Raw genomic sequence first — 23,200 nt, 5'->3', positions numbered from 1 at the left:
GCGTTAAGAAGGTGCCCTTCCTTACAGCAGCACCAGGTCGTCGCGGTGGATTACCTCGCGCTCGTAGGCGGGGCCGAGGGTGGCGGCGAGTTCGACCGTGGAGCGGCCGAGCAGGGTGGGCAGCTCCAGGGCGTCGTAGTTGACCAGGCCCCGGGCCACCGCGCGGCCCGCGACGTCGACCAGGTCCACCGGGTCGCCGGCGGTGAAGGCGCCGTCCACGCGGGTGATGCCGGCCGGGAGCAGGGAGGCGCGGCGGCCCACCACGGCGGCCACGGCGCCCTCGTCGAGGTGCAGGCGGCCGCGCGCCGTGGTGGCGTGGGCGAGCCAGTGCAGGCGGGCGGTCGCGCGTACCCCCGCCGCATGGAACAGCGTGCCGACGTCGTCGCCGGTCAGGGCCGCCGCCGCGAGAGGGGCGGCGGTCAGCACCACCGGGATGCCCGCGTCGGACGCGATCCGGGCCGCCTCGACCTTGGTGACCATGCCGCCGGTGCCCACCCCCGCACTGCCCGCACCGCTCACCGACACACTCGCCAGCTGCGCGAAGTCGGTCACCTCGGCGACCCGGCGGGAGTCCGGCTGCGACGGGTGCCCGGTGTAGAGGGCGTCCACGTCCGACAGCAGCACCAGCAGGTCCGCCTGGACCAGCGCGGCCACCAGGGCCGCCAGCCGGTCGTTGTCGCCGAACCGGATCTCCTCGGTGGCGACCGTGTCGTTCTCGTTGATGATCGGGACGGCCCGCATGTCCAGCAGCTTGCGCAGCGTCCGGTACGCGTTGCGGTAGTGCTTGCGCCGGGTCACGTCGTCGACGGTCAGCAGCACCTGCCCGACGGTGCGGCCGTGCCGGCCGAACTCCTCGGTGTACGCGTGCATCAGCCGCCCCTGGCCCACGCTGGCCGCCGCCTGCTGCGTGGCCAGATCACGGGGCCGCTTCGACAGCCCCAGCGGCGCCAGCCCCGCCGCGATCGCCCCGGACGACACCAGCACGACCTCGCGCTGCCCGTCCCGCTCACCCACGGCACACAGCGCCCCCACCAGCGCCGCCAACCGCTCCGGATCCAACCCCCCGGCAGCGGTCGTCAACGACGACGACCCCACCTTCACGACCACCCGCCGAGCCCGGGTGACTACCGCACGCATCCGCCCATTCTGCCCGCCCCCACCCCCGCCACCCCCGCGCCATCCCACCCACTGGCCCGCTTCTCCGCGTCGATCATGAACTTGTGGCACGGGTCGACGGCGTGTCGTGTGCCCAGGTTCCTGGTCAACTAGCCTTCGCCTATGACTCCGGAGGAGTACACCGAAGCGGTGCTGCGCATGGTCGAGCGGATCCCGTCCGGGCGGGTGATGACCTACGGCGCGATCGCCGACGCCCTGGCCGACGAGTCCGGGCGCAACTCGGCCCGCCGGGTCGGCACGATCATGGCGCGCCACGGCGGCGGCGTCCCCTGGCACCGCGTCGTCGGCGCGGGCGGCCGCCTGCCTCCCGGCCACGAGAACGAGGCCCGCCGCCGCCTCACCGCCGAGGGCGTCCCCTTCCGCGGCGACAAGGTCGCCCCCACCGCCATCAACTAACGGTCCCCACCCGGCGCGGCCCTCGGCGTGCGCTGTTGATCATGAAGTTATGGCCATGACGCGCCGTCGAACCGTGCCATAAGTTCATGATCAACGCACTTCAGAGGAGGCGGGAGGTGCCGCCGCGGCGGGGGTCGCCGGCGGCGCCTGCGGTGCCGATGGCGGATACGCCGCCGAAGTAGTGGCTGCGGGTGGGCCAGCGGTTGACGGTGTATCCCGCCTCGGTGAGGGCCATTTCGTCGGGGAGGGGGTAGTGGGGTTCTACGTGGACGACGTCGTCCACCGGGTGGAGGCGGGGGGCGCGGACGGCGTCGCGGGTGGGCAGGTCGTCGATGAGGATGCCGACGAGGGTGCTGAGGAGGGCGGAGCGGATCCGGGAGGCGCCCGCGGAGCCGACCGCCAGGTGCAGCGCGCCGCGGGGGTCCAGCACGACGAGCGGGCACATCATCGAGGCGAGGCGCTCGCCGGGGGGCAGGTCGCCGGAGTAGAGCTCGCCCTCGCCGAGCATGGAGTTGAGGTGTACGCCCAGACCGGGCAGCCACACTCCGGAGCCGAGGCCGAGCGTGGTGGTGATGACGCAGGCGTTGCCTTCCGGGTCGACGGCGGTGACGTTGGTGGTGTCGCCGAGCCGGTCGTCGGGGCCGCGCACGTCGAGGGCGTTGGCGAGCACCACGGCGCGCTCGGGGTGGGCGAGTTCGGGCAGCTCGGGGGGCAGGCCGCGGAGCGTCTCCACGGTGCGGTTGAGGTCGGCGCGGCCGAGCACCGTGCATCCGGCCAGTTCCGCGGTGGTGACCTCGCGCTCGGCGACGCGGTACGCGGACAGGTCGAGCGGGCCGAGCGCGCCGCCGTCGGCGCGGACCGACTCCACGATCGACGCGCCGATCTTGCCGGTGTAGCAGGTGCCGGGGCCCTCCTCGGCGATGATCGTGAGCGCGTCGGCGAGGCCGGGGTGGTGCAGCCGATCGCCGCCGCGCAGCAGCCGCCCGCCGGGGGCGTACGCGGGCCCGCCGTCGCCGGGCAGCATGGCCTCGACGAGCGCGGGCAGCGTCACGGCGTGCGCGGGCGGCATGGCGGTGCCGGTGCGGGCCAGCTCGACGGCGGGCGCGACGACCTCGGCCCAGGGCAGCCTGCCCCAGCGGGCGTGAATCTCGCCACACCCGGCCGGCACGCCGGGCACCGCCACGGAGGCCCCGCCGATCTCGTACGGCAGCGGGACCTCCCCGAACCGCACCGCGATCGGGGTCATCGGCTCCGCCTTGCGATCACCGTCCAGCCCCGGTGCCGCGACGAAGAAGTCAAGGCAGGTCACCCGCCCTGTCGAAGCTTCGAAGTAGGTGGCGTAGCCGCCGCCGCCCAGGCCGGTGAAGATGGTCTCCGCGACGCAGGCGGCGAGCACCGCCGCGACCCCCGCGTCGGCGGCCGTTCCGCCTGTTTCCAGTACCCGAAGGCCCACTTCGGCGGTGGCCGGATGGCCCGCTGCCACACCGGCAGGTACCCGCATTCAACTGCCTCCCGTACCATCCGCGCTCATGACATCCAGTGTGGAGGTGATGGAGGCCCCGGACGAAGCGCTTCCCACTCGCGTGCGGGTCGGATATTCGCTCGGCTCCCTGGTCACCGGTGCGTTCGGCACGGTGCCGGGGTTGCTGCTGCTGCCGTACCTGACCGACACCCTGGGCGTCGCCGCGGGCCTGGCGGGCCTGCTGGTGCTGCTGCCCAAGGCCTGGGACGTCATGCTCAACCCGCTGGCGGGCCGGATCTCGGACCGGACCCAGACCCGCTGGGGCGCCCGCCGGCCGTACCTGCTGTTCGCCGGTCTGGCCATGGCCACCCTGTTCGCGGGCCTGTTCGCGGCTCCGTTCGGGATCAACGACGCAGCCGGCCTCTACGTCGCGGTGATGTTCCTGCTCACGGCCACCGCGTTCGCGTTCTTCCAGGTGCCGTACGTGGCCATGCCGGCCGAGATGACCTCGTCGCCGTCCGAGCGGACCCGGCTGATGACCTGGCGGGTGGCGCTGCTGGCCACCTCGATCCTGGTCTCGGGCGCGATGGCGCCGATCATCCGGGACGCGGCGGGCGGCGGCCTGCCCGGTTACCGGTGGATGGCGGTGTTCGTCGCCGCGATCATGGTGGCCGGCACCCTGATCGTCTTCATCAGCACCCGTTCCGCCCCGACCGGCGCCATCACCGCCAGTGAGCCGTCGCTGCGCGCCCAGCTCAAGGTGGTCGGCGCGAACCGGCCGTTCCGGGTGCTGGTGGCCTGCTTCGTGGTGCAGGCGACCGGCGTGGCCTGCATGCTCGGCGGCGTCGAGTACTTCGCCAAGCACGTGCTGGGCGACGCGAGCACCACCACCGCGCTGTTCGCGGTCGTGGTCAGCCCGGCCCTGTTCGTGATGCCGGTGTGGCGCCGGGTCGGCGAGCGGCTGGGCAAGCTCAAGGGCTACGTGATCGCCTCGATCACGCTCACCGTGGCGACGTTCGCGCTGGCCGCCGCGCCGGTGCTGCCCCACCTCGCGGTGTACGCGATCATCGCGGTGATCGGCTTCGGCTACGCCGGGCAGCAGCTGTTCGGCCTGGCCATGCTGCCCGACTGCATCGCGTACGACACCGCGCGCACCGGCAAGCGGCAGGCGGGCGTGTTCACCGGCGTGTGGACCGCGGGCGAGGCGCTGGGCCTGGCACTCGGCCCGTTCATCTTCGGCATCGTGCTCCAGCTGTTCGGCTACATCTCCACCACGGCGGGGGAGACGGTGGCCCAGAGCGATCTGGCGAAGACGGGAGTGCTGCTCGGCTTCACCGTGGTGCCGGGCCTTATCGTGGGCATCGCACTGGTGCTGCTGCGGGGGTACGACCTCGGCGGGGACCCGGCGGGCGCGGAGAGCGCACCGTTGCCGGAGCCCGCGCCCGCGCGCTGACCAGCACCGCGTTCGCGTATCAGGCCTGTTGGGGAGGGTGCACGCCGGATGTTCGCGCAACGAGTTCAGCAGTTCCACCAGCTCGTGCTGGGCCGGGACGCGACCACGGCCCTGGCCGCGGTGGCGCCGCTGGTGCAGGCGGCCCGGCAGGCGGCACCGCACGAGCTGACCCCGGCCGTGGCACACCTGGCGCCCGCGATCGGCGCGGCGCCGGTGCCCTTCGTCGCGGCCACCGCGGCGACCGCCGCCGGTGCGCTGGTGGAGCTGGGCGGCCAGCCCGGCCCGCTGACCCGCGTCGTGCTGGAGCGGCTCAGCAGCGCCCTTACCGGCACGCACGCGTTCCTCGACGTATGGCTCGCGGCGGCCGGGGGACGGCCCCTGCCGGAACGGAACCAGCTCGACATGGCCGCCGCCACCGCGGTGCTGACCGGCGCGGTCGGCATGGAGCGGGCCACCCCGCTGCTCGCGGCCTGGCGCGACGCGCCGCACTGGGCGCTGGCGGCGGTGGCCTGCCTGCACCACGCCGAGGCGCGGGCGCAGCTCGGCGACCGGGCCGCGTGGACCGCCCAGGTCGACCCGCTGCACTCGGCCGCCCCGGCCTTCCTGCGGCTGATCCTGGCGCTGCGCATCGTCGACGAGCACCTGCTGGTGCTGCACCGGCCCACCGGGCGCGGCGCGATGGTGTACGTCAGCGGCGTAGCCGACAACTTCCAGCTGCAGACACTGCTCGCCGACGCGCTGGTGGGCGCGGGGCTGGTGCCGGGCGACCGCCCGGACCAGCGCTGGGTGGCCGCGTTCCGGCACGGGCCGGACGGCACCGAGCTGGAGCATGTGGACGACTACTTCCACCTGACCGACGCCACCGGCGCGACCATGCGCAACGAGGCCGGCCCGGCGGACATCGCGGTGGTGAGCGGCTCGCGGGTGCTGGTGCTGGACGAGGCCCGGTACAGCCGGCACTGGCGGCCGGGGCGGCGTTTCCCGATCCCCGCGCAGGTCCGGGTGGACCGGATCCTGACGCAGCAGGAGGTCGACGCCTGGATGGGCTACATTCCACCGCCCTCGGCGGACTAGGCTGGCTCGCATGGCCCTGCCGTCGGCGCTCCCGGACCCGATCAAGTTCGTGCTGAACTGGGGTCGGCGCTACTCGCTGTGGGTGTTCAACTTCGGGCTGGCCTGCTGCGCGATCGAGTTCATCGCCAGCAGCATGGGCCGGCACGACTTCATGCGGCTGGGCGTCATCCCGTTCGCGCACGGGCCGCGCCAGGCCGACCTGATGGTGGTGTCCGGCACGGTCACCGACAAGATGGCCCCGGCGGTCAAGCGCCTCTACGACCAGATGCCCGAGCCGAAGTACGTCATCTCGTTCGGCGCGTGCAGCAACTGCGGCGGGCCGTACTGGGACTCGTACTCGGTGACCAAGGGCGTGGACCAGATCATCCCGGTGGACGTGTACGTGCCCGGCTGCCCGCCCCGCCCCGAGGCGCTGCTGCACGGCATCCTGCGCCTGCAGGAGAAGATCGCGGCGGAGAAGTCCGGCTTCGGCGGCGTGCACCGCCCGGACGCGGCCGCGCTGTCGGCCCCGGTGGTGAACAAGCCGGCCTGAGTCCGGTTTCCGCAGCGTGACCTTGCGGGGGCGGGTTAGCGTCCACCCATGACGCGCTCCGAGCAGATCCTGGACGTGCTGGTCACCGAGTTCGGGCCGCTGATGACGGCCGAGCCGGCCGCGTTCCGGCGCAAGTTCCGCAAGATGGCCTCCAGCGCGTTCGCGTTCTACCGCGGCAGCGCGGCGCTGTTCTACGCGGACATGACCGGGCAGTACGCCGACGGCGCGTTCCTCACCGAGGCGACCAGCCGGGTGTGGATCCACGGCGACCTGCACGCGGAGAACTTCGGCACCTACATGAACGCCGACGGGGTGCTGGTCTTCAACGTCAACGACTTCGACGAGGCGTACGTCGGGCCGTTCCTGTGGGACCTGCGGCGGCTGTGCGCCAGCATCGCGCTGCTCGCGTACGGCAAGGCGCTGTCCGACCACATGATCGGCCACCTGGTGCGCAGCTTCGCGGGGGCGTACCTGGCCGAGCTGCGGGCCATCGCGCAGGGCGGCGACGACGCGATCGGCTCGCTGACCCTGTCCACCACCACCGGGCCGCTGCACCGGGTGCTCCAGCAGGCGCGGCTCAACACCCGAGTGGAGCTGCTGGACGGGCTCACCGTGATCGACGGGTACGAGCGGCGCTTCGCCGAGCGCGACGGGGTGTACCGCATCGACGCCGCGACCCGCGCGGCCGTGGAGGAGGCGTTCCGGGGCTACCTGGGCACGCTCAACCCGCACCACGCGCATACGGGTCACCGCGGCATCGAGCGCACCATCAAGGACGTGGTGCTGCGCAAGGGGGTCGGCATCGGCTCGGCGGGGCTGCCGTCGTACAGCCTGCTGCTGGAGGGCCACACCCAGGCGCTGGAGAACGACGTCGTGGTCTACATGAAGCAGGCGCAGACCCCGGCGGTCTCCCGCTACGTCGACGACGCCCGGGTGCGCGGCTACTTCCTGCACCAGGGGCACCGGACCGCCGAGTCGCAGCGGGCGCTGCAGGCCGCCGCGGACGCCTGGCTGGGCTACACCGAGCTGGACGGGGTCGGCCAGCTCGTCGCCGAGGTGTCGCCGTACGCCGCCGACCTGGACTGGGCCGACGTGAACGAGCCGGACGAGCTGGTCAGCGTGGTGCGCGAGCTGGGCCGGGCGGTGGCCCGCATGCACTCGGTCGCCGACGACGAGTCCAGCCACGACCTGGTCGACTTCTCCACCGAGGAGGCGATCGTCGCCGAGCTGGACCGCGACGAGCAGGGCTTCACCGGCGGCCTGGTCGAGTTCGCGCACGCGTACGGCGCCCAGGCCCGCGCCGACCACCAGCTGTTCGTGGACCTGTTCCGCAACGGCGCGATCCCGGGCGTGTGAGCGCTCAGGCGCTGGGGCTCGCGCTCGGGGTCGCCGACGGCGGCGGGCCGCAGTGCATCTCGCCCATCGTGTGGTTGGCGAAGGCGCCGCTGCCCCGGGCGCGCGTCCAGTACGGATACTGCTGGCGTTTGCCCACGGGGATCTCGGACAGCACCGCGAGGTCGCCGACCACGTAGATGACCCGGACGCCCAGGTTCTCCGGGTCGGCGGGCCAGCGCACCGTGGTGGTGACCGACCGGTCGCCCGGCTCCAGGTGGAACGTCTCGTGCTCGACGAGGTCCTGGGTGCCGTCGGCCTGGCAGGCGTACGACGCCCAGAAGATCTTGACCTTCTTCCCGGCGCAGAACGTGGACGCGTCGGTCAGCCCCATGGTGACCTCGTGGTCCCCGGCCGCGCCCGCGCCCTCGACGTACGCCTCCGGCTTCGCCCGGCAGGCGAGCTTCGGCCCGACCCCGGCGCCGTCGATCTGCTCCGCGGTGGGGGTGGGCGTGAGCTGCGGCAGCTCGCTGGGCGAGGCGCTCGGGCTGGGGCCGGGCACCGCCGGGGGCGTGCTGCGGTTGGCCCACGGGACCGCGACGGCCAGCGCCGCGACCGCCGCGACCACGGCGACCGCCCCGGCCCGGCGGCGGATCCGGCGCCGCCGCACGGTGCCCAGCACCGCGTCCACGCCCGCCGGGACGAAGGCGCCCTTGAGGCTGCTGCGGGCGTCGCCGAAGGCGTCCCGGACGGGGTCGAACTCAGACACGGTCGACCTCCTCCGCAGCCGGTAGCGCCTCGCTGAGCCGGGACGCCAGCGTATGCCGCGCGCGGTGCAGCCACGACTTGACCGTGCCCTCGGCGGCCCCGGTGAGCGCCGCGATCTCGGCGATCGGCAGGTCCTCGAGGTAGTGCAGGATGACCGCCTGCCGCTGCCGGGCGGGCAGGGTCGCCAGCGCGGTGGCGATGGCGATGCGGTCGGGATTGGGGCCCGGCGTCGATTCAACCAGCCGGTCCCGGGTGATCAGCTCGATGCCCCGGCGCACCCGCCGCCACCGGCTGGTGGCCAGGTTCCACGCCACGCGGCGCACCCAGGCCACCGGATCCTCGTGCTCGGCGACGGTGCTCCACCGGTCGTACGCCCGGCACATGGCCTCCTGCACCACGTCCTGCGCCTCCGCGGCGCTCCCGGTGTGCAGGAACAGCTGCGTGGCCAGCGGATGGAACGCGGCCGCGTAGAACTCCGCGAAATCGCGGTGTCCGGCCACGGGCGTCTCCGAAGGGTGTACGGGGGATGAGATCGCAGCATAACGAAGCTCGCCGGACCTGTTGCGCCACCGCGGATCAGTAGAAGGCGCAGCCGTCCCGCGGCAGGTAGTGCTTCTCGAACAGGCCGGTGGTGCGCCCGGCGCTCCAGGCGGGCAGGCTCAGGTGGGTGTTCGGCGCGATCTCCGCCGGGAACGTGTGACTGCCCAGGTAGAAGTAGCGGTCGGCCTGGCAGCCGTAGACGTCGCTGAGGGTCCCGGTGCCGGTGCGGGTGGTCGCGTCCAGGTCCAGTTCGCCGCTGTCCACCAGCACCAGCCGGCTCTCGAAGGTGACCCGGTACGAGGCCCAGCTGATGTGCATCCGCCGCCCCGGGCAGAGCCGGGACACGTCGGCCGCGGTCAGCGAGAAGGTCATCGTGCCCGGCCCCGGTGCGGTGGCCCCGGCGATCCGCGGCCGCACCGCGGGCAGGCACGGCGGCGGGGCCGCCGGCGACGCCAGGACCTGGTTCGAGGAGGACCGCGACCTGCTCGGCGAGGGGCCCGGCCGGGGCTGCCCGGTCGGCGAAGGGCTGGCCGACACGGCGGCCGACGGCGACGGCGACGGGGTGGCCGACGGGCCCGTGGACGGGCCGGGCACGGGCGTGGGCACCAGCGGCGTCGGCGCCGGGCCCCGGTGCGGCAGCTGCTGCAGCCCGGCCAGCGCCAGCACGGCGGCGACCACGGCCAGTACCGAGGCGCGAGTCAGCCGGCGGCGGCGCAGCGTACGCCGGGCCGCCTCGGCTCCCGGCGGGCTCAGGTGCGGCCGGGCCGCCGCGCTCGCGTCGCCCAGCAGGCGGCGGAGGTCGTCAGACACGGTCCACCTCCTCCGGGGCCAGGTCGGACAGCCGGTCGGCGAGCGCGGTCCGGGCGCGGTGCAACCACGACTTGACCGTGCCCTCGGCCGCCCCCACCATCTCGGCGACCTCGGCGATCGGCAGATCCTCCAGGTAGTGCAGCACGACCGCCTGACGCTGGCGCGCCGGGAGGGTGGCCAGCGCCGCGACCACCGCCACCCGGTCCGGCTCCGGCCCAGCCGCGTCCTGCTCGACGTGGTCGCGCACGGCCAGCTCGAAGCCCCGGCGCACCCGCCGCCACCGGCTCGTGGCCAGGTTCCAGGCGACCCGGCGCACCCACGCCGCCGGTTCCTCGTAGGTGGACACGGCGGACCAGCGGGCCAGGGCCCGGATCATCGCCTCCTGCACCACGTCCTGCGCCTCGGCGAGGTCGCCGGTGTAGACGTACAGCGCCCCGGCCAGCTTGTGGAACGAGGCAGCGTAGAACTCCGCGAAGTCGCGGTGTTCGGTCACGGCCGGCTCCTGGATTGTGCGGAAGTCCGCCGCAGCATAGCCCCCACCGAAACGCGCGGTCCGTCCCGTCGGTGGCCGCCGCGGCCGGACAGGGGCGGGGTGGGCCGTCGCGGGCATAGGATGCCGGGCATGACGCCGGAGGAGATCGGGGCGCGCCTGAGCGAGCTGGTGGCGGGCGCCCAGGCGGGGGTGTCCGGCGGCGGGGCGTACGCCCGCGCCACCGTGGACGTGCCCGCCGAGCAGTGGGTCGCGGCGCTGACCGCCGCGCGCGACGGGCTGTCCTGCGACTTCTTCGACTGGCTGTCCGCCGTGGACGAGCTGGACGCCGGCTACGACGTGGTGGCGCACGTGTGGTCCACCACCGAGCGGCACGGCGCGCTGCTGCGCACCCGGGTGCCCGCCGAGGGCGCGTCGCTGCCGTCCGCGGTGGCCGTGTACCCCGGCGCGGCATGGCACGAGCGGGAGACGTACGAGATGTTCGGCATCGGCTTCCCCGGCCCGCTGGAGCCGCTGCTGCTGCCGCCGGAGTTCGAGGGCCACCCGCTGCGCAAGAGCTTCGTGCTGGCCAGCCGGGTCGCCAAGCCCTGGCCCGGGGCCAAGGAGCCGGGCGAGTCGGAGACCGGCTCGAAGCGCCAGGCGATCCGCCCGCCGGGCGTGCCCGCGCCGGGGGAGTGGGGGCCGCAGTCGTGACCTGGGAGATCGTTCTCAGAGTGGCGCTGGTGGCGGTGGCGTTCCTGACGCTGCCGCTGCTGGTCGGGCAGACCGAGCACAAGGTGATGGCGCACATGCAGTCCCGGCTCGGGCCCATGTACGCGGGCGCGTTCCACGGCTGGGCGCAGCTCATCGCGGACGGGGTGAAGTTCGCGCAGAAGGAGGACATCACCCCGCGCGACGCCGACGGGCCGGTGTTCCGCCTGGCCCCGGCGGTCGCGCTGCTGCCGTACCTGCTCGTGCTGCTGGTCATCCCGCTCGGGCCGGGCGACCTGGTCGGGCAGCCGCTCGACATCGGCCTGTTCTTCGTGCTCGCCGTGGTCGGCATCGGCGTGATCGCGGTGCTTATGGCCGCCTGGTCCTCGGCGAACAAGTACTCGCTGCTCGGCGGCCTGCGGGCGGCCGCGCAGCTGCTCGGGTACGAGCTGCCGTTCGTGCTCGCGGCGGCCAGCGTCGCGATGGCCGCCGGCACGCTGAGCCTGCCCGGCATCGTGGCCGCCTGGGAGCCGTGGTGGCTGCTGTGGCAGCTGCCCGCGATGGTGGTCTTCTTCGTGTCCGGCCTGGCCGAGATCCGGCGGCCCCCGTTCGACATGCCGATCGCCGATTCGGAGCTGGTCTTCGGCTACATGACCGAGTACACCGGCCTGCGCTTCGCGTTCTTCCTGCTCGCCGAGTACGTCGGCATCGTGGTGATCTCGGCGCTGACCGCGGCGCTGTTCCTCGGCGGCTGGCACGGCCCGTGGGCGGACAGCGTGGGCTGGCTGTGGATGCTGCTGAAGACCGGCCTGGTGGCGTTCGTGGTGATCTGGCTGCGGGTCTCCTGGCCCCGGCTGCGCGAGGACCAGCTGCAGCGGCTGTGCTGGCTGGTGCTGGTGCCGCTCGCGCTGTTCCAGCTGATCCTCACCGCCGGCATACGGGTGGCCCTGGGCTGACCCGCCACGGGAACAGGGCTCCCCGACAGCGTTGGCGGAGCCCTGTTCCCGTCAGCTCAGTGCCTCACCGTGCGGGACGCTGGGTCTGCGCGGTGAGCGTGCGCACGGCGGCGGTCACCGCCGCGGTGAGCCGGGTGCGCAGGTCGCCGGACAGGCTCGGCCGAATGGTCGCGGGCAGCAGCTCCGGTCGTGGCGCGAAGCAGTTCACCCCCGGCTTGATCTTGATCTCCACGATGTCGTTCGCCGACAGGTGCAGCGCTCCGCCGACCCACTGTGCGCGGTCGAGCCCGGCCGATGGACGCGCCCCGCCGCGGTACCAGCAGTCGGTCTCGCCGAGGTAGTGCAGGTAAACCGGACCGGCCGGCAGGCCCCACACCGTCGTCAGCTGCATGGCCATGTTGTCGGACACCTCGTCGCCGGTGATGGCGCTGTGCGCGATGACCGTGATCCAGTCGTTGCCCGAGTCACTGACGGTCACCCGAGTGCCCCACGCTTTCAAGGTCTGGTCGAATCGCGTGGTCTGCCCGGCGGTCACCTGGACGCCCGTGGCGCCGGAGCGGTTACCTGCACCGCCGGACCAGGTCAACGCCTCGTTATGGCCAGTGTTGATCTCCAGCTCCCAGGCATAGGGCCCGAGACCGGTGAGCTCGTACGTCTGACCGGCGGTCACGCACACGCCGCGGCCGGTGATGAACTCGGGCGCGTACCGCACGCACCGGACCGACCCCGAGGTCGCGAAGGCGCTGTCGATCCGCCCCGTGATCCCGCCGGCGCCGTCCAGCGTGATGGTGGGCAGGGTGGTGCCTTTCTGATCGGTGAACTCCAGGACGGCGGCCTCTGCGCGGCGCCCGGTGCCGCCGGCCGCGCCAAGCCACTGCCTGCCGAACCGGCTCACGTCGTACGGCTCCACGAACGCCTGGAAGCGGCCGCTGACGGTACCAGCGGCGAAGGACTCCCGCACGTCGCCACCCGCGCCGTCGTGGTTGCAGAAGTGGTTCGAGGCGGGGGACCACTGGTCGGTGCCGTACACCGCCACAAGACGCAGGCAGACCGCGGGCACCGTGCCGTCGGCGGCGCGGGCGACCCGTGCCACGGCGTGGGTCTGCGGCCCAAGCTTGAGCGTCGCCATGGTGACACCGTCGGGCCGCACCACGACGTTCTGGCCCCCACCGTAGTGGTATGGCAAGCCGTCGACGCTGATCAGCCGCGTACCCGGCAGCAGGCCCTCGAACCGGTGCACGCCGGTGGGGTCGCAGATCTCGGCCTTGCCGACGGTGACGCACGCAGTGGTCACCACCTCGCCCGTGACACCGTCGACGGTGCGCACCTCTAGCACGCCGGTGGGGCCGTGCAGCCGGTTGTCCACGGTCAGCGTCGCGCCTGGGGCCACCGGGTAGACGTCGGCCTCCTCGGCCGCCACCTTGCCTGAGGCGTACTGCATGGGCCCGGCGGTGAAGTACTGCAGTGTCACGTCGCCGGGCCGGACGTTGTTGAACCGGTACCGGCCGTCCGGGCCGCTCACCCCGGTGTGCAGGGCGCCGTCGGCCTGCCGTACCTGGACCAGGCCGATGGCAGGGGTGCCGTCCGCGTCGGTCAGCGTGCCGGTGACGGTGGTGCCGGCCGGCGGCGCCATGACGAAGTCGATCGTCCAGCCGTCCGCCTCGGCCGGGTGGCTGGAGATCCGGTTCGCCGAGGCGGGATGCGGCTTGTCGCGGCTCCACAGGTCGGCGAAGCCGGGCGCGCGGGCGACCAGATAGTGCTGGCCCACGAAGGTGCCGGGGAGCGGCGGGAACGCATAGGCGCCCGCGGCGTCGGCGTCGACCGAGTGCACCTCGCCGTAGGCCGGCAGCCACAGGGTGACCCGGGCGCCGCCGACCGGCTCGCCGGACGTGTCACGGACGGTGCCGGAGAGCCGTCGGCGTGGCTGCTCGTAGGCGTTCAGCGTCAGGTCCGCCGTCGTGGCGGCGTTCGCGGTGACCGTCACGGGCGCGGAGAGCAGTTGTGCGGAGCCGGCGTTCGACCTGATCACGTAGCTGCCGGGAGCAAGCGCGGGCAGCGACCAGGTGCCGTCGATCCCGGTCCAGAGGCGGGCCACCGGCGCGGCCTCCGCGCCGCCCGGATGGAAGTCCAGGAGAACCATGCCCGCCGGGTTGCCTGACTTGTAGCGCAGAGTCCCGCGCAGCTCGCCCGCGTCACGGCCGAGCGCGAAGTCACGGACCACGGTGCTGCCCGGGTTCAGGGTCACCGAGCTGGCGAAGGCGTGTCGGAATCCCTTGCCCCACTCGTCGACGTACCCGGCGGCGTACGCGCGGGTGCGCACGCCGACCTGACTGGCCAGGCGCGCGTCCAGCACGTACCGGCCGCCGGCGTCGGCGCACACCGTCGCGATGGGCGTCAGGTAGGTGGTGAACTCCACGTCGACGCAGGCCCCGGGCACGGCTTCGCCGGTGGTGGCGTCGGTGATGCGGCCCTCCAGCGGAACGGGTGCCGGCGCGGCCGTGGCACCGGCCGGTGGCGCGACCGCGAGCGAGCCGATGAGCAGGGCGGTCGCGGTGACCGCGACGGGTCTCGACAACTTGCCGAGATGCATGACTTGCCTCTTTCCCGTATGGAACGTAGGTGGGCGGGGGAGCGGCGCAGGATGTGCCTCAGCCAGGCCACTGCTCGTCGCCGGGGTCTTCGTGACCAGCGGCGCCTTCCCCCTGCCGTCTCGCGATGCCGGCAGCTGCGGGAGCACGTCGGCTGCCGGAGACGAGGAGCCCGCCGTGACGGACTCCTCGTCGGCCGTCAGGAAGCGGCCCGCCCCCGCCGCTGGGCGGTGCGCGGGCTCAGCGTGTCCACCGCGGTGGCGACCGCCGTGGCGATCTCGCCTTGCACGTCCGCGGAGAATCGGAACCGGTCGGCCGGGTTCCACAGCTGCGGGCGTGCCGCGAAGCAGTTGACCCCGGGCTTGATGTCGAGCCCGACCGCCACGGCGACCGGCAGGTTCAGCGCGCCGCCGACGCGGTGCGCGCGGTCGAGCGTGGCGGGCGTCCGCTGGCCGTACCAGCAGTCCACGCTGCCCTCGTAGTGCAGGTAGACCCGCCCGGCGGGCAGGCCCGTCAGCATCGAGACCGCCAGCCCGGTGCCGAGCTCGTCGCCGGTGACGGCGCTGTACACGGTCACCTTCACGGACTCCGGGGCCGTCAGCTTGATGCGCGAGTCGTCGACCCGCAGGGTGTGGTCGAACCGCGTGGTCTGCCCGACGGTCACCACGACACCCGCGGCCTTGGAACGGTCGGGCGCGCCGCCGGACCACACCGCCGCCGCCTCCCCGTCGCTGACCTCCAGCTCCCAGGCGTACGGCCCGAGCCCGGTGAGCTCGTACTCGCTGCCGGGCGTGGCGCAGCCCTGCGACCCGGTCACCGCCTTCGGCGCGTACCGCACGCAGCGCGGCGTGCTGGTCTGGAACACGCTGTCGACCCGGCCGCGGATGGTGCCCGCACCGTCCAGCTTGATCACCGGAGCCACGGTGCCCTTGCCGAGGCGGAAGTCGAGCACGGCCGCCTCGGCGCGCCGCCCGGTGCCGCCGTCCGCGCCCAGCCACTGCCGGCCGTATCGGGTGGTGTCCTGCGGCTCGACGAGCGCCTGGTAGCGGCCGGCGGGCACGGTGGTGACGATGCCGTCACCCGGCGCGGTGCCACTGCCGTAGTTGCAGATCTGCTGCACGCTCGCCGGCTGCGGGGTCCCGTACACGGCGACGAGCCGTACGCAGAACCCGGGCGCGGTGCCGTCGGGGTCGCGGGCGACCCGGAACTCGGCGTGCGTCAGCGGCTCCAGCCGCAGGGTCAGCACGGTGACCCCGTCCGGGTTCACCGTCACGGAGTCCGTGGCGTTCACCGCCACCGGCCACGCCTGGCCGGTCACCGCACGCGGCCCCGGCAGCAGGCCCTCGAACCGCTGGATCCCGCCTGGCACGCACTGCTGGTTGCCCGACATGAGCGCGCAGGCCTTCGGGAGCAGCTCGCCGGTGACCGCGTCGACGAGCCGCACCTCCAGCGTGCCGGTCGGGCCGAACAGCTGGTTGTCGACGGTCACGGCCGCCCCGGCGGCGACGGTGTACTTGTCGGCCTCCGCCTCGGACAGCTTCCGTGACGCCCACTGCTTCGGCCCGGTGGTCGTGTAGTTCAGCGTGACCTGGTCCGGCCGCACGTTCGGGAACAGGTAGGTCCCGTCCGAGGTGGTGTACCCGCTGTGCAGGACTCCGTTGCTCTGCCGCAGCTGCACCGAGGTGACCACGGGGTCGCCGGCTCCGTCGGTGAGCCTGCCGCCGACCGTGCCCGCGTCCTGGCGGAGGGTGAAGTCGGAGACGGCGGGCAGCGCCTGGACAGGCAGCGCGCCGAACGGGTGCGGCCGGTCGCCGCTCCACGTCGCGCCGTAGCCCGGCGCGGTGACCACGATCCGGTAGTTGTTGTGGAAGCCGTCGACCACCGGTGGAAAGCGGTATACACCCGCCGCGTCCGCGAGCACCGACGCCACGTCGCCGTACCCCGGATACCACAGTGCCACGCGGGCGCCCGCCACGGGCGAGCCGCCGGTGTCGCGCACCGTGCCGCTCAGCGTGCGCCAGACCAGCACGGAACCGAGGTGGGTCACGTCCGCCGTGGTGCTCCCGCCGTCAGTCACCGTGAACGGCCCGGCAGACTCCAGGGCGCCGCTGCTGGTCACGAGGCGGTAGTTTCCGGGCGGCAGGTTCGGCACGCTCCAGGTGCCGTCGGGCGCGGTCCGCGTCCCGGCGATCATCGTCGACCCGGCGGCCTCGGGATACACCCACACGGCGATGAGGCCCACCGGGTTGCCGTCCCGGAAGCGGAGCGTGCCGTGCAGCGTGCCGACCGCCGGGTCGAGCGCGAGGTCGCGCACGGTCGTCGCGCCGACCGTGAGGGGCATCGTCCCCGACTCGGAGCGGCTCACCCTGCCGAGCCACCTGTCGCCGTATCCGCCGGCGTACGCGTGCGTCCGCACGGTGACCGCCGCCGCGGCCTTGCCCGGGATGGTGTAGCGGCCGTCGCTGCCCGCGCAGGCCTTGGCGACGAGCGTCAGGTAGGAAGGGTGCTCCAGTTCCATACAGGCCCCCGGCACCGGCTGGCCGGTGACCGCGTCGGTGATGAGGCCGGTCATCAGGGCGGGCGGTTCGGCCGCCCCGGCGGCCGTCGGCAGCGCCACGGCAAGGGAGCTCATCAGGGCTGCGGACGCCGCCGCCGCGCCGAGCCTCGATCTTCTTTTGAGCAGCAGGAACCGCAAGATGATCCTCTTTCCCCGTGATGAATCGCGATCACGTTAGCTGTCCGTGATCCGACACGGATCATCAGAACGGCCAGGTTGCGCTGTATGAGACGTGACATGAAGGTGCCCGGTGCGCTTGCGGCGCACCGGGCACGATCCTGCGGGAGCCGCCGGAACCGGCCGCTCGGCTCAGGTCAGTTCTTCACCCTGGCCAGCGCGGCCAGCGCAGTTCGGCGCATGAAACCTCCCGGTGTGAACGGCGCTCACCGTAGCGGGACGCCGCAGGTCGTTGTGCGTACGGCCGTGCCCGGTGCGTGTAGATGCACCGGGCACGGTCCGTTCGGCCCGCCGTGGCGGGTCGTGACTGCTCGGTCAGGGCTTGACCCGGGCCAGCCGGGCCGCGGTCGGCACACCCCACGGCGAGGCGGGCACGCCACCGGGGGCCGTCGCGGCGCCCGCGCCGGCGGGGCCGCCCGTCCGAGACGCGAACATCGTGGCGGGCACCGGGCCCGGCAGCGGCGCGACCGGGCCGGTCAGCCGCACCGGCTCCCGGTTCAGGCAGTTCTTCGCCGGGTCGATGCGGAACGGGCTGAGCGGCGCCAAGCCGACCATGTAGTACGGCGTGCTGCCCTTGCGGGTGGACAGGTGCGCCCAGCAGCTCAGCGGGTTCTGGGTGCTGCCGTACCGCAGCCGGAAGACCACGATCCGGTTCGCCGGCAGCGCCAGCGTGCCTCCGCTGGTGGTGTAGAGCAGGCGTCCGGTGTACGCGTCGAACGCGTCGATCTCGCTGTTCACGTTGCCGTTGTCGATGTTGTAAACCGAGGTGCCCGGGATGAGCTTCACCCAGGCGGGGGTGCTCTGGCCGACCTTCACCGTGAAGTGGGCGGGCGCGCCCGCCTCGCCTGTGCGCACCGGGTAGAAGGCTCCGCCGTTGTAGGTGAGCGTCCAGGTGTAGGGCCCGAGGTACGGGATCGTGAAGTACGCGCCTTCGCTGTCCGCGCAGCCCGACATCCGGGGCGCGACGGCGGCGCAGCCGTACATGGCGTCGTCCCCGTTCGGGAAGCTGATGCGGCCGTCGATCCGGCCGTAGCCGAGCGCGACGATGTTCGGGGCGGTGGTGATGAACCCGGCGCGCAGGTCCAGCGTGGCCGCCGTGCGCCGGTTGCCGGTGCCGCCCTGGTGGCCCAGCCACTGCGCCCCGGTCGTGACGGTCGGGTGCACGAAGAGCTGCACCTGGCCGGGGTGGAAGGGGCCGAGCAGCACCTTCTTGCCGGGGGTGAGCGAACCGCAGACCTTGTCCTCCTCCGCGATCACGTCGCCCCAGACCCCGCGTACGGCGTCCACGCACACTCCGCTCGCGCCGTCATGCCCGGTCTTGTCCTCGTACGTCGCGGCCACCGTCGCGCCCGGCTGCATGGGCACCGTCACCTTGACCAGCTGGCCCGGCTTGGCGTCGAAGGAGCCGGTCGCGGTGAAGTGGTAGGGCAGGTGCTCCACGTGGAGTGTGTGCTTCTTGAGCTGCCAGCCGACCTCGGCGCGGCGGATGCCGTCGGCGTCGGTGCAGCCCTCCTGGTCGAAGATGGACATGCAGGCGTCCTTGACGGGCGCGCCGGTGACCGCGTCCACCACCTTCACCTCGACCCGGCCAGGGCCGAGCAGCGAGGTGGTGAGTTCCGTGGTCTGCCCGTCCGAGACGGTGATCACCTCGGCGGAGGCCTCGTCGAGCGCGGCCGGATACCACTGGGTCGCCCGGACCGGATCGGCCGACGGCGTGATCTTGAGCTTGTACCGCCCGGCCGGCAGGTTCGGCAGGTCGATCGTCCCGTCGAACCGGACCGGCAGGGTGTAGTCCCAGCTGTAGCCGGTGTCGACCATCTTGAGCAGAGCGGTGGCGGTGGGCACGAGCGGCCCGCCGTCATGGTCCCGGACCGTCACCCGCAGGCCGCCGGAGCCGGGCCGCAGGCGGGTGGGCGGGAGCATGACCTGCCCGATCATCGGCTCGGGATCGTCGAATCCCCAGACCGTCGCGTATCCGGGCGCCGAAACGGTGGTGATCAGGCGCAGGTCGGACGGCAGCGGCAGCCGCCACTCGCCGTCGGCGGCGGTCTGGACGGTGCCCCAGTGGACGAGCGACTGGCTGTACAGGCTGACCGTGGCGCCGGCTACCGGCGCGCCGTCGGGCTGGGCCGTGATGTAGCCGCGGTGCAGCAGCTCCGTGGGCGCCGGTGGCATGGGGTCGGCCGGCAGGAAGCGCGCGGCGATCGCCACGGTGCCGTTCTCGGTGATCTCGACGGCCGTCGCGGCGCCCGCGTTCGGCACCCCCGGGTGCCATTCCGTGGTGTTGTAGCCGCTGCCGCCGTAGGAGACGAGATAGCGGCCGACCGGCAGCGACCAGGTGAAGGAGCCGTCCCGGGCGATCATCATGCCGATCCGGGTGCCGGGAGCGCCCTCGCGGTACAGCGAGACGTTGGCGTACTTGGCGGGCGAGCCGTCCTGGCGGCTCACCGTGCCGCGCAGCGTGCCGTGCCGCTGCTCGACGACGAGGTCGACGGTCTCCGTCTCGCCCTCGGTCACCCCGATGTACGTGGCGGTGACCCGGTCCAGCCGGTCCGGCGCCCAGGTGGTGTGCCCGCCGGCTTCGGCGCGCAGGTAGATGACGCCGTTGCGGGCGTTGTCGATGCGGTAGCGGCCGTCGGCGCCGGCGCAGGCGCGGCCGAGGGTCTGCAGGCTGCCGGCGACCGCGGTCACGCAGGCGCCGGGCAGGGGCGCGCCGTTGCCGTCGGTGACCTTGCCGGTGATGGTGCCGGTCAGCGGCGCGGCGGCCCGAGCCGCCACCGGTGCGGCGGCAGGTGCGGGCGCGGCCTGCTGCGGGATGGCCTGGGCGGTGGACGATGGCACTACGACGGCCGCGGACAACAGAGCCAGCGCGGCCAGTGCGCGAGCGCGCATGGCGGGTTCCTCCCCGTGAGAAATCGGGCTCACCCTAGCGGATCTTGCCCAGCACGGAATCCTCCGTGCGTACCGGTACTCGCGCACCGACCGGTGAGGGGGCAGGATGGTGCGCATGAGCATTCCCGGCGCGGGGCTGGGCAAGGGGCTGGCGGTCACGCTGAAGACCCTCGTCTCGCCGTCGACGACGCAGCAGTATCCGGATGTGGCTCCCGAGCTGCCGCCGCGCTCGCGGGGCGTGATCGCTCTGCGTGAGGAGAACTGCACGGTCTGCATGCTCTGCTCGCGTGAGTGTCCGGACTGGTGCATCTACATCGACTCGCACAAGGAGGAGGTCGTGGTGCCCGGCGCGGCGCGCCCGCGGCAGCGCAACGTCCTCGACCGGTTCGACATCGACTTCTCGCTGTGCATGTACTGCGGCATCTGCATCGAGGTGTGCCCGTTCGACGCCCTCTACTGGTCGCCGGAGTTCGAGTACGCCGAGTACGACATCCGCGACCTGATGCACGAGAAGGACCGGCTGGGGGAGTGGATGGCGACGGTGCCGCCGCCGCCCCCGCACGACCCGAACGGCGAGCCGTCGAAGGAGGAGACCGCCGTGGCCAAACGCGCGAGCGCCTCGTGACGCTCATGGACGTCCTGCTGTCGGTGACCGGCCTGGTCGCCGTGGCGGGGGCGGTCGCGGTGGTGGCCACGAAGCAGCTGGTCCGGGCCGGGCTCTGGCTCGTCGTCACGCTGGGCGCGGTCGCGGTGGAGTTCCTGCTGCTCGGCGCGGAGTTCGCGGCCTGGGTGCAGGTGCTCATCTACGTCGGCGCGGTGGTGGTGTTGCTGCTGTTCGCGGTCATGCTGACCCGCGCGCCGATCGGGCGCAGCTCCGATCTGGACCGGCCCGCGCTACCCGCGGTGCTGCTCGGCGCGGCCACCGCGCTCGGCCTGTCCGCGCTGTTCGCGGTGGTCTTCGGGCGGATGAGGGTGGACCCGCCCGCCCCGGGCACCGCCGAGCGCATCGGCGACACCGTCTTCAAGGACTGGGTGCTGCCGTTCGAGCTGCTGTCGGTGCTGCTGCTGGCCGCGCTGGTGGGGGCGATCGTGCTGTCCCGCCGGGAGACCGCCGTGGCGGGGGAGGAGCCGCGATGATCCGTCCGGTGATCCCCCTGGTGACCGCCGCGCTGCTGTTCGGCCTAGGCGTGTACGGCGTGCTGCGGCGGCGCAACGCGGTGCTGGTGCTGATGTCGGTCGAGCTGATGCTCAACGCGGTGAACCTGATCCTGGTCACCGCCGACACGCTGCGCGAGCGCCTGACCGGCCAGGTCTTCACGCTGTTCGTGATCGTCCTCGCGGCGGCCGAGGTGGGCGTCGGCCTGGCGCTGGTGCTGCGGCTGTTCCGGCTGCGCCAGGACATCAACACCGACCAGGTGCCGCTCGACGAGGCCGCCGAGGCGCCCGCCGAGCCCGCGCCCGCGCTCGACGGGGAGCTGCGATGATCGCGACGCTGGTGCTGACCCCGCTGGTGTGCGGGCTGATCGGCCTGCTGCTGCCGCAGCGCAACCGGCCGGTCGCGGCCCTGCTGGGGGTGTTCGGCGCGCTGGCCGCCCTGGCGCTGACGGTGCTGGAGCTGGCCGGTGGCGAGCGCGGCACGGTGTCATACCACTGGGCGAGCTTCGGCGACCTGGACGTGACGCTCACCGCGCTGGTGGACACCCGGGCGCTGCTGATGGCGCTGGCGGTGGCCGTGGTCGCGCTGTGCGTGCAGGTGTACTCGATCGGCTACCTCGCCGGGGACGGGCGCTACGGCCCGTACGCCGCGCAGATCTCGATCTTCACCGGCGCGATGCTGACCGTGGTGTTCTCCGGTGACCTCGTCTCCCTGCTCATCGGCTGGGAGGTGATGGGCGCCTGCTCGTACCTGCTCATCGCGCACGACCGCACGCTGCCCGAGGCGCCCCGCGCGGCGGTGAAGGCGTTCCTGGTGACCCGGGTCGGCGACGTCGGCTTCCTGCTCGGCATCGTGCTGCTCGGCGTGCAGGCGGGCACCTTCCGCATCCCGGAGGTGCTGGCCGCGGTGCCCGCGATGAGCCCCGGGACCGTGACGGCGGCGGCGCTGCTGCTGCTGGCCGGAGTGGCCGGCAAGAGCGCCCAGTTCCCGCTGCACACCTGGTTGCCGGACGCGATGGCCGGCCCGACGCCGATCTCGGCGCTCATCCACGCCGCCACCATGGTGGCCGCCGGTGTGTACGTGGTGACCCGCCTTTTCCCGGTTTTCGCGGCCTCCCCGACGGCGCTGGCCGTGATGGCGGCGATGGCGGGCGTGACGCTGCTGCTCGGCGCGCTGGCCGCGACCGCCGCCGACGACATCAAGCGGGTGCTGGCCTGGTCGACGGTGTCGCAGCTGGGCTACATGATGGCGGCGCTGTCCGCGGGCGCGCTCGACGCGGCCATGTTCCACCTGCTCGCGCACGCCGCGTTCAAGGCGCTGCTGTTCCTCTGCGCCGGTTCGGTGATCCACGCCGTGGGCAGCAACCTCATGTCGCACATGGGCGGGCTGCGCCGCTCGATGCCGGTGACGTTCTGGACCATGACGATCGGCCTCGGCGCGCTGATCGGGCTGCCGCCGTTCGCCGGGTTCTTCAGCAAGGAGGCCGTGGTCGCGGCGCTGCACGAGCGGCCCGCGCTGTGGCTAGCAGCGCTGCTCGGCGTCGTGCTGACCGCCTGGTACTCGACGCGCCTGTGGCTGCTGACCTTCTTCGGCCCGGCACGCGACGCCTCCGTGCACGGGCACGAGCCCGGCTGGGCCATGCTGGCCCCGCTGCTGCTGCTCGCGGTCCCCGCCGCCGGGCTGGGCGTGGGCGCGCTGGCCGCCGGCTACGAGCTGGCCCACCTCGGGGTGGAGCTGGTGCTGCCGCTGCTGCTGGCCGTGCTCGGCGTCGCCGTGGCCTGGTGGGGCTGGCGGCGCGCGGACGCGGGCGATCCGGCGGCGGTGCTCGGCAAGGCCGGGCCGTTCCTCGCGGGCGGGCTGGGTCTCGACACGGTGCAGGACCGCGTCATCGTCCGGCCGGTACGCGGGCTCGCCCGCGCGATCACCGCGGTGGACGTGTCCGGGGTGGACGGCGCGGTCAACGGCCTCGGCCGGGCGACCGTCGGCGCGGGCGCCGGGCTGGCGGCCTGGCACCGTGCCGCGCTGCCCCGCGCGCTGGCCGGTGTCCTGATCGGGGCGGTGGTCGTGACGGTGACGGCGGTGGTGTTCACGTGAGCGGCCGGAACATTCCTGAGACCTCCCGGGACAGCGCCGGGCGCAGCGAGGTGACCG

At 73.3% G+C, this 23,200-nt stretch carries 19 protein-coding genes and 1 pseudogene; 11 read left to right on the top strand and 9 right to left on the bottom strand.

Annotated features, from left to right (window positions below; all coding sequences use genetic code 11):
• Window positions 1–21: 21 nt before the first annotated feature.
• Window positions 22–1,137 carry a glutamate 5-kinase gene (gene proB, locus Cba03nite_RS03875; RefSeq protein ID WP_203741826.1) on the bottom strand — a complete coding sequence of 372 codons (1,116 nt, stop codon included), beginning with the start codon at window positions 1,135–1,137 and terminating at the stop codon, window positions 22–24.
• Window positions 1,138–1,278: 141 nt separating this feature from the next.
• Here proB and Cba03nite_RS03870 point away from each other — a divergent pair, with 141 nt between their 5' ends.
• The gene (locus Cba03nite_RS03870; protein ID WP_203741825.1) at window positions 1,279–1,572 is read left to right on the top strand and encodes an MGMT family protein; all 294 of its coding nucleotides are present in this window, start codon (window positions 1,279–1,281) and stop codon (window positions 1,570–1,572) included.
• A 100-nt stretch (window positions 1,573–1,672) separates the two neighbouring features.
• On the opposite strand, the gene Cba03nite_RS03865 is transcribed toward Cba03nite_RS03870, so the two are convergent.
• Complete coding sequence (locus Cba03nite_RS03865; RefSeq protein ID WP_203741823.1) at window positions 1,673–3,073, bottom strand: gamma-glutamyltransferase; 1,401 nt, start codon at window positions 3,071–3,073, stop codon at window positions 1,673–1,675.
• Window positions 3,074–3,101: 28 nt separating this feature from the next.
• Between Cba03nite_RS03865 and Cba03nite_RS03860 the strand changes: the two genes are divergently transcribed.
• From Cba03nite_RS03860 to Cba03nite_RS03845, 4 genes are read left to right on the top strand one after another with little or no spacing between them, the layout of a single operon-like run.
• On the top strand, window positions 3,102–4,487 hold the full coding sequence (locus Cba03nite_RS03860; protein ID WP_203741821.1) for an MFS transporter: 1,386 nt from the start codon (window positions 3,102–3,104) through the stop codon (window positions 4,485–4,487).
• Between the two features lie 48 nt (window positions 4,488–4,535).
• Window positions 4,536–5,561, top strand: a complete 1,026-nt coding sequence (locus Cba03nite_RS03855; RefSeq protein WP_203741819.1) for a hypothetical protein — start codon at window positions 4,536–4,538, stop codon at window positions 5,559–5,561.
• A 10-nt stretch (window positions 5,562–5,571) separates the two neighbouring features.
• Window positions 5,572–6,093 (top strand): NADH-quinone oxidoreductase subunit B, encoded by a 522-nt coding sequence (locus Cba03nite_RS03850; RefSeq protein WP_203741817.1) that lies wholly within the window; start codon window positions 5,572–5,574, stop codon window positions 6,091–6,093.
• A gap of 48 nt (window positions 6,094–6,141) precedes the next feature.
• Window positions 6,142–7,449 carry a DUF2252 domain-containing protein gene (locus Cba03nite_RS03845; protein ID WP_203741815.1) on the top strand — a complete coding sequence of 436 codons (1,308 nt, stop codon included), beginning with the start codon at window positions 6,142–6,144 and terminating at the stop codon, window positions 7,447–7,449.
• A gap of 4 nt (window positions 7,450–7,453) precedes the next feature.
• Here Cba03nite_RS03845 and Cba03nite_RS03840 read toward each other — a convergent pair whose 3' ends face one another.
• The 4 genes from Cba03nite_RS03840 to Cba03nite_RS03825 form a co-directional block, all read right to left on the bottom strand.
• On the bottom strand, window positions 7,454–8,194 hold the full coding sequence (locus Cba03nite_RS03840) for a hypothetical protein (RefSeq protein ID WP_203741813.1): 741 nt from the start codon (window positions 8,192–8,194) through the stop codon (window positions 7,454–7,456).
• Entirely contained in the window at window positions 8,187–8,693 is a 507-nt protein-coding gene (locus tag Cba03nite_RS03835) for a SigE family RNA polymerase sigma factor (protein WP_239125435.1), read from the bottom strand. Before Cba03nite_RS03835 ends, Cba03nite_RS03840 begins: the two co-directional genes overlap by 8 nt.
• Window positions 8,694–8,769: 76 nt before the next feature.
• Entirely contained in the window at window positions 8,770–9,543 is a 774-nt protein-coding gene (locus tag Cba03nite_RS03830) for a hypothetical protein (RefSeq protein ID WP_203741811.1), read from the bottom strand.
• Window positions 9,536–10,036 (bottom strand): SigE family RNA polymerase sigma factor, encoded by a 501-nt coding sequence (locus Cba03nite_RS03825; RefSeq protein WP_239125434.1) that lies wholly within the window; start codon window positions 10,034–10,036, stop codon window positions 9,536–9,538. The genes Cba03nite_RS03830 and Cba03nite_RS03825 overlap by 8 nt, the downstream gene beginning before the upstream one ends.
• Before the next feature lie 129 nt (window positions 10,037–10,165).
• Here Cba03nite_RS03825 and Cba03nite_RS03820 point away from each other — a divergent pair, with 129 nt between their 5' ends.
• Entirely contained in the window at window positions 10,166–10,726 is a 561-nt protein-coding gene (locus Cba03nite_RS03820; RefSeq protein ID WP_203741807.1) for an NADH-quinone oxidoreductase subunit C, read from the top strand.
• Window positions 10,723–11,679, top strand: a complete 957-nt coding sequence (locus tag Cba03nite_RS03815; RefSeq protein ID WP_239125433.1) for a complex I subunit 1/NuoH family protein — start codon at window positions 10,723–10,725, stop codon at window positions 11,677–11,679. The genes Cba03nite_RS03820 and Cba03nite_RS03815 overlap by 4 nt, the downstream gene beginning before the upstream one ends.
• Window positions 11,680–11,743: 64 nt before the next feature.
• On the opposite strand, the gene Cba03nite_RS03810 is transcribed toward Cba03nite_RS03815, so the two are convergent.
• The 3 genes from Cba03nite_RS03810 to Cba03nite_RS03800 all read right to left on the bottom strand — a co-directional run bounded on the left by Cba03nite_RS03810 (window position 11,744) and on the right by Cba03nite_RS03800 (window position 19,893).
• The gene (locus Cba03nite_RS03810) at window positions 11,744–14,269 is read right to left on the bottom strand and encodes a carboxypeptidase-like regulatory domain-containing protein (RefSeq protein ID WP_203741801.1); all 2,526 of its coding nucleotides are present in this window, start codon (window positions 14,267–14,269) and stop codon (window positions 11,744–11,746) included.
• A 197-nt stretch (window positions 14,270–14,466) separates the two neighbouring features.
• Window positions 14,467–16,899: a carboxypeptidase-like regulatory domain-containing protein gene (locus tag Cba03nite_RS03805; RefSeq protein ID WP_203741799.1), complete on the bottom strand. Its 2,433-nt coding sequence runs from the start codon at window positions 16,897–16,899 to the stop codon at window positions 14,467–14,469.
• A gap of 417 nt (window positions 16,900–17,316) precedes the next feature.
• A complete protein-coding gene (locus tag Cba03nite_RS03800; RefSeq protein ID WP_203741797.1) occupies window positions 17,317–19,893 on the bottom strand; it encodes a carboxypeptidase-like regulatory domain-containing protein in 2,577 nt (858 codons plus the stop codon).
• A 106-nt stretch (window positions 19,894–19,999) separates the two neighbouring features.
• Between Cba03nite_RS03800 and Cba03nite_RS03795 the strand changes: the two are divergent.
• From Cba03nite_RS03795 to Cba03nite_RS03780, 4 genes and pseudogenes are all read left to right on the top strand, one after another.
• Window positions 20,000–20,606, top strand: a pseudogene (locus tag Cba03nite_RS03795) (NuoI/complex I 23 kDa subunit family protein); the annotation flags it as partial.
• Window positions 20,524–21,030, top strand: a complete 507-nt coding sequence (locus Cba03nite_RS03790) for an NADH-quinone oxidoreductase subunit J family protein (RefSeq protein WP_239125459.1) — start codon at window positions 20,524–20,526, stop codon at window positions 21,028–21,030. The pseudogene Cba03nite_RS03795 and the gene Cba03nite_RS03790, both read left to right, overlap by 83 nt.
• Window positions 21,030–21,377: an NADH-quinone oxidoreductase subunit NuoK gene (nuoK, locus tag Cba03nite_RS03785; protein ID WP_203742132.1), complete on the top strand. Its 348-nt coding sequence runs from the start codon at window positions 21,030–21,032 to the stop codon at window positions 21,375–21,377. Before Cba03nite_RS03790 ends, nuoK begins: the two co-directional genes overlap by 1 nt.
• Window positions 21,374–23,143, top strand: a complete 1,770-nt coding sequence (locus tag Cba03nite_RS03780; RefSeq protein WP_203741791.1) for an NADH-quinone oxidoreductase subunit 5 family protein — start codon at window positions 21,374–21,376, stop codon at window positions 23,141–23,143. Before nuoK ends, Cba03nite_RS03780 begins: the two co-directional genes overlap by 4 nt.
• Window positions 23,144–23,200 lie beyond the last annotated feature (57 nt).

The organism is Catellatospora bangladeshensis, from assembly GCF_016862575.1.
Lineage (GTDB): Bacteria > Actinomycetota > Actinomycetes > Mycobacteriales > Micromonosporaceae > Catellatospora > Catellatospora bangladeshensis.
The sequence above is the reverse complement of the archived record's forward strand: the minus strand, read 5'-3'. Positions and strand labels throughout refer to the sequence as shown.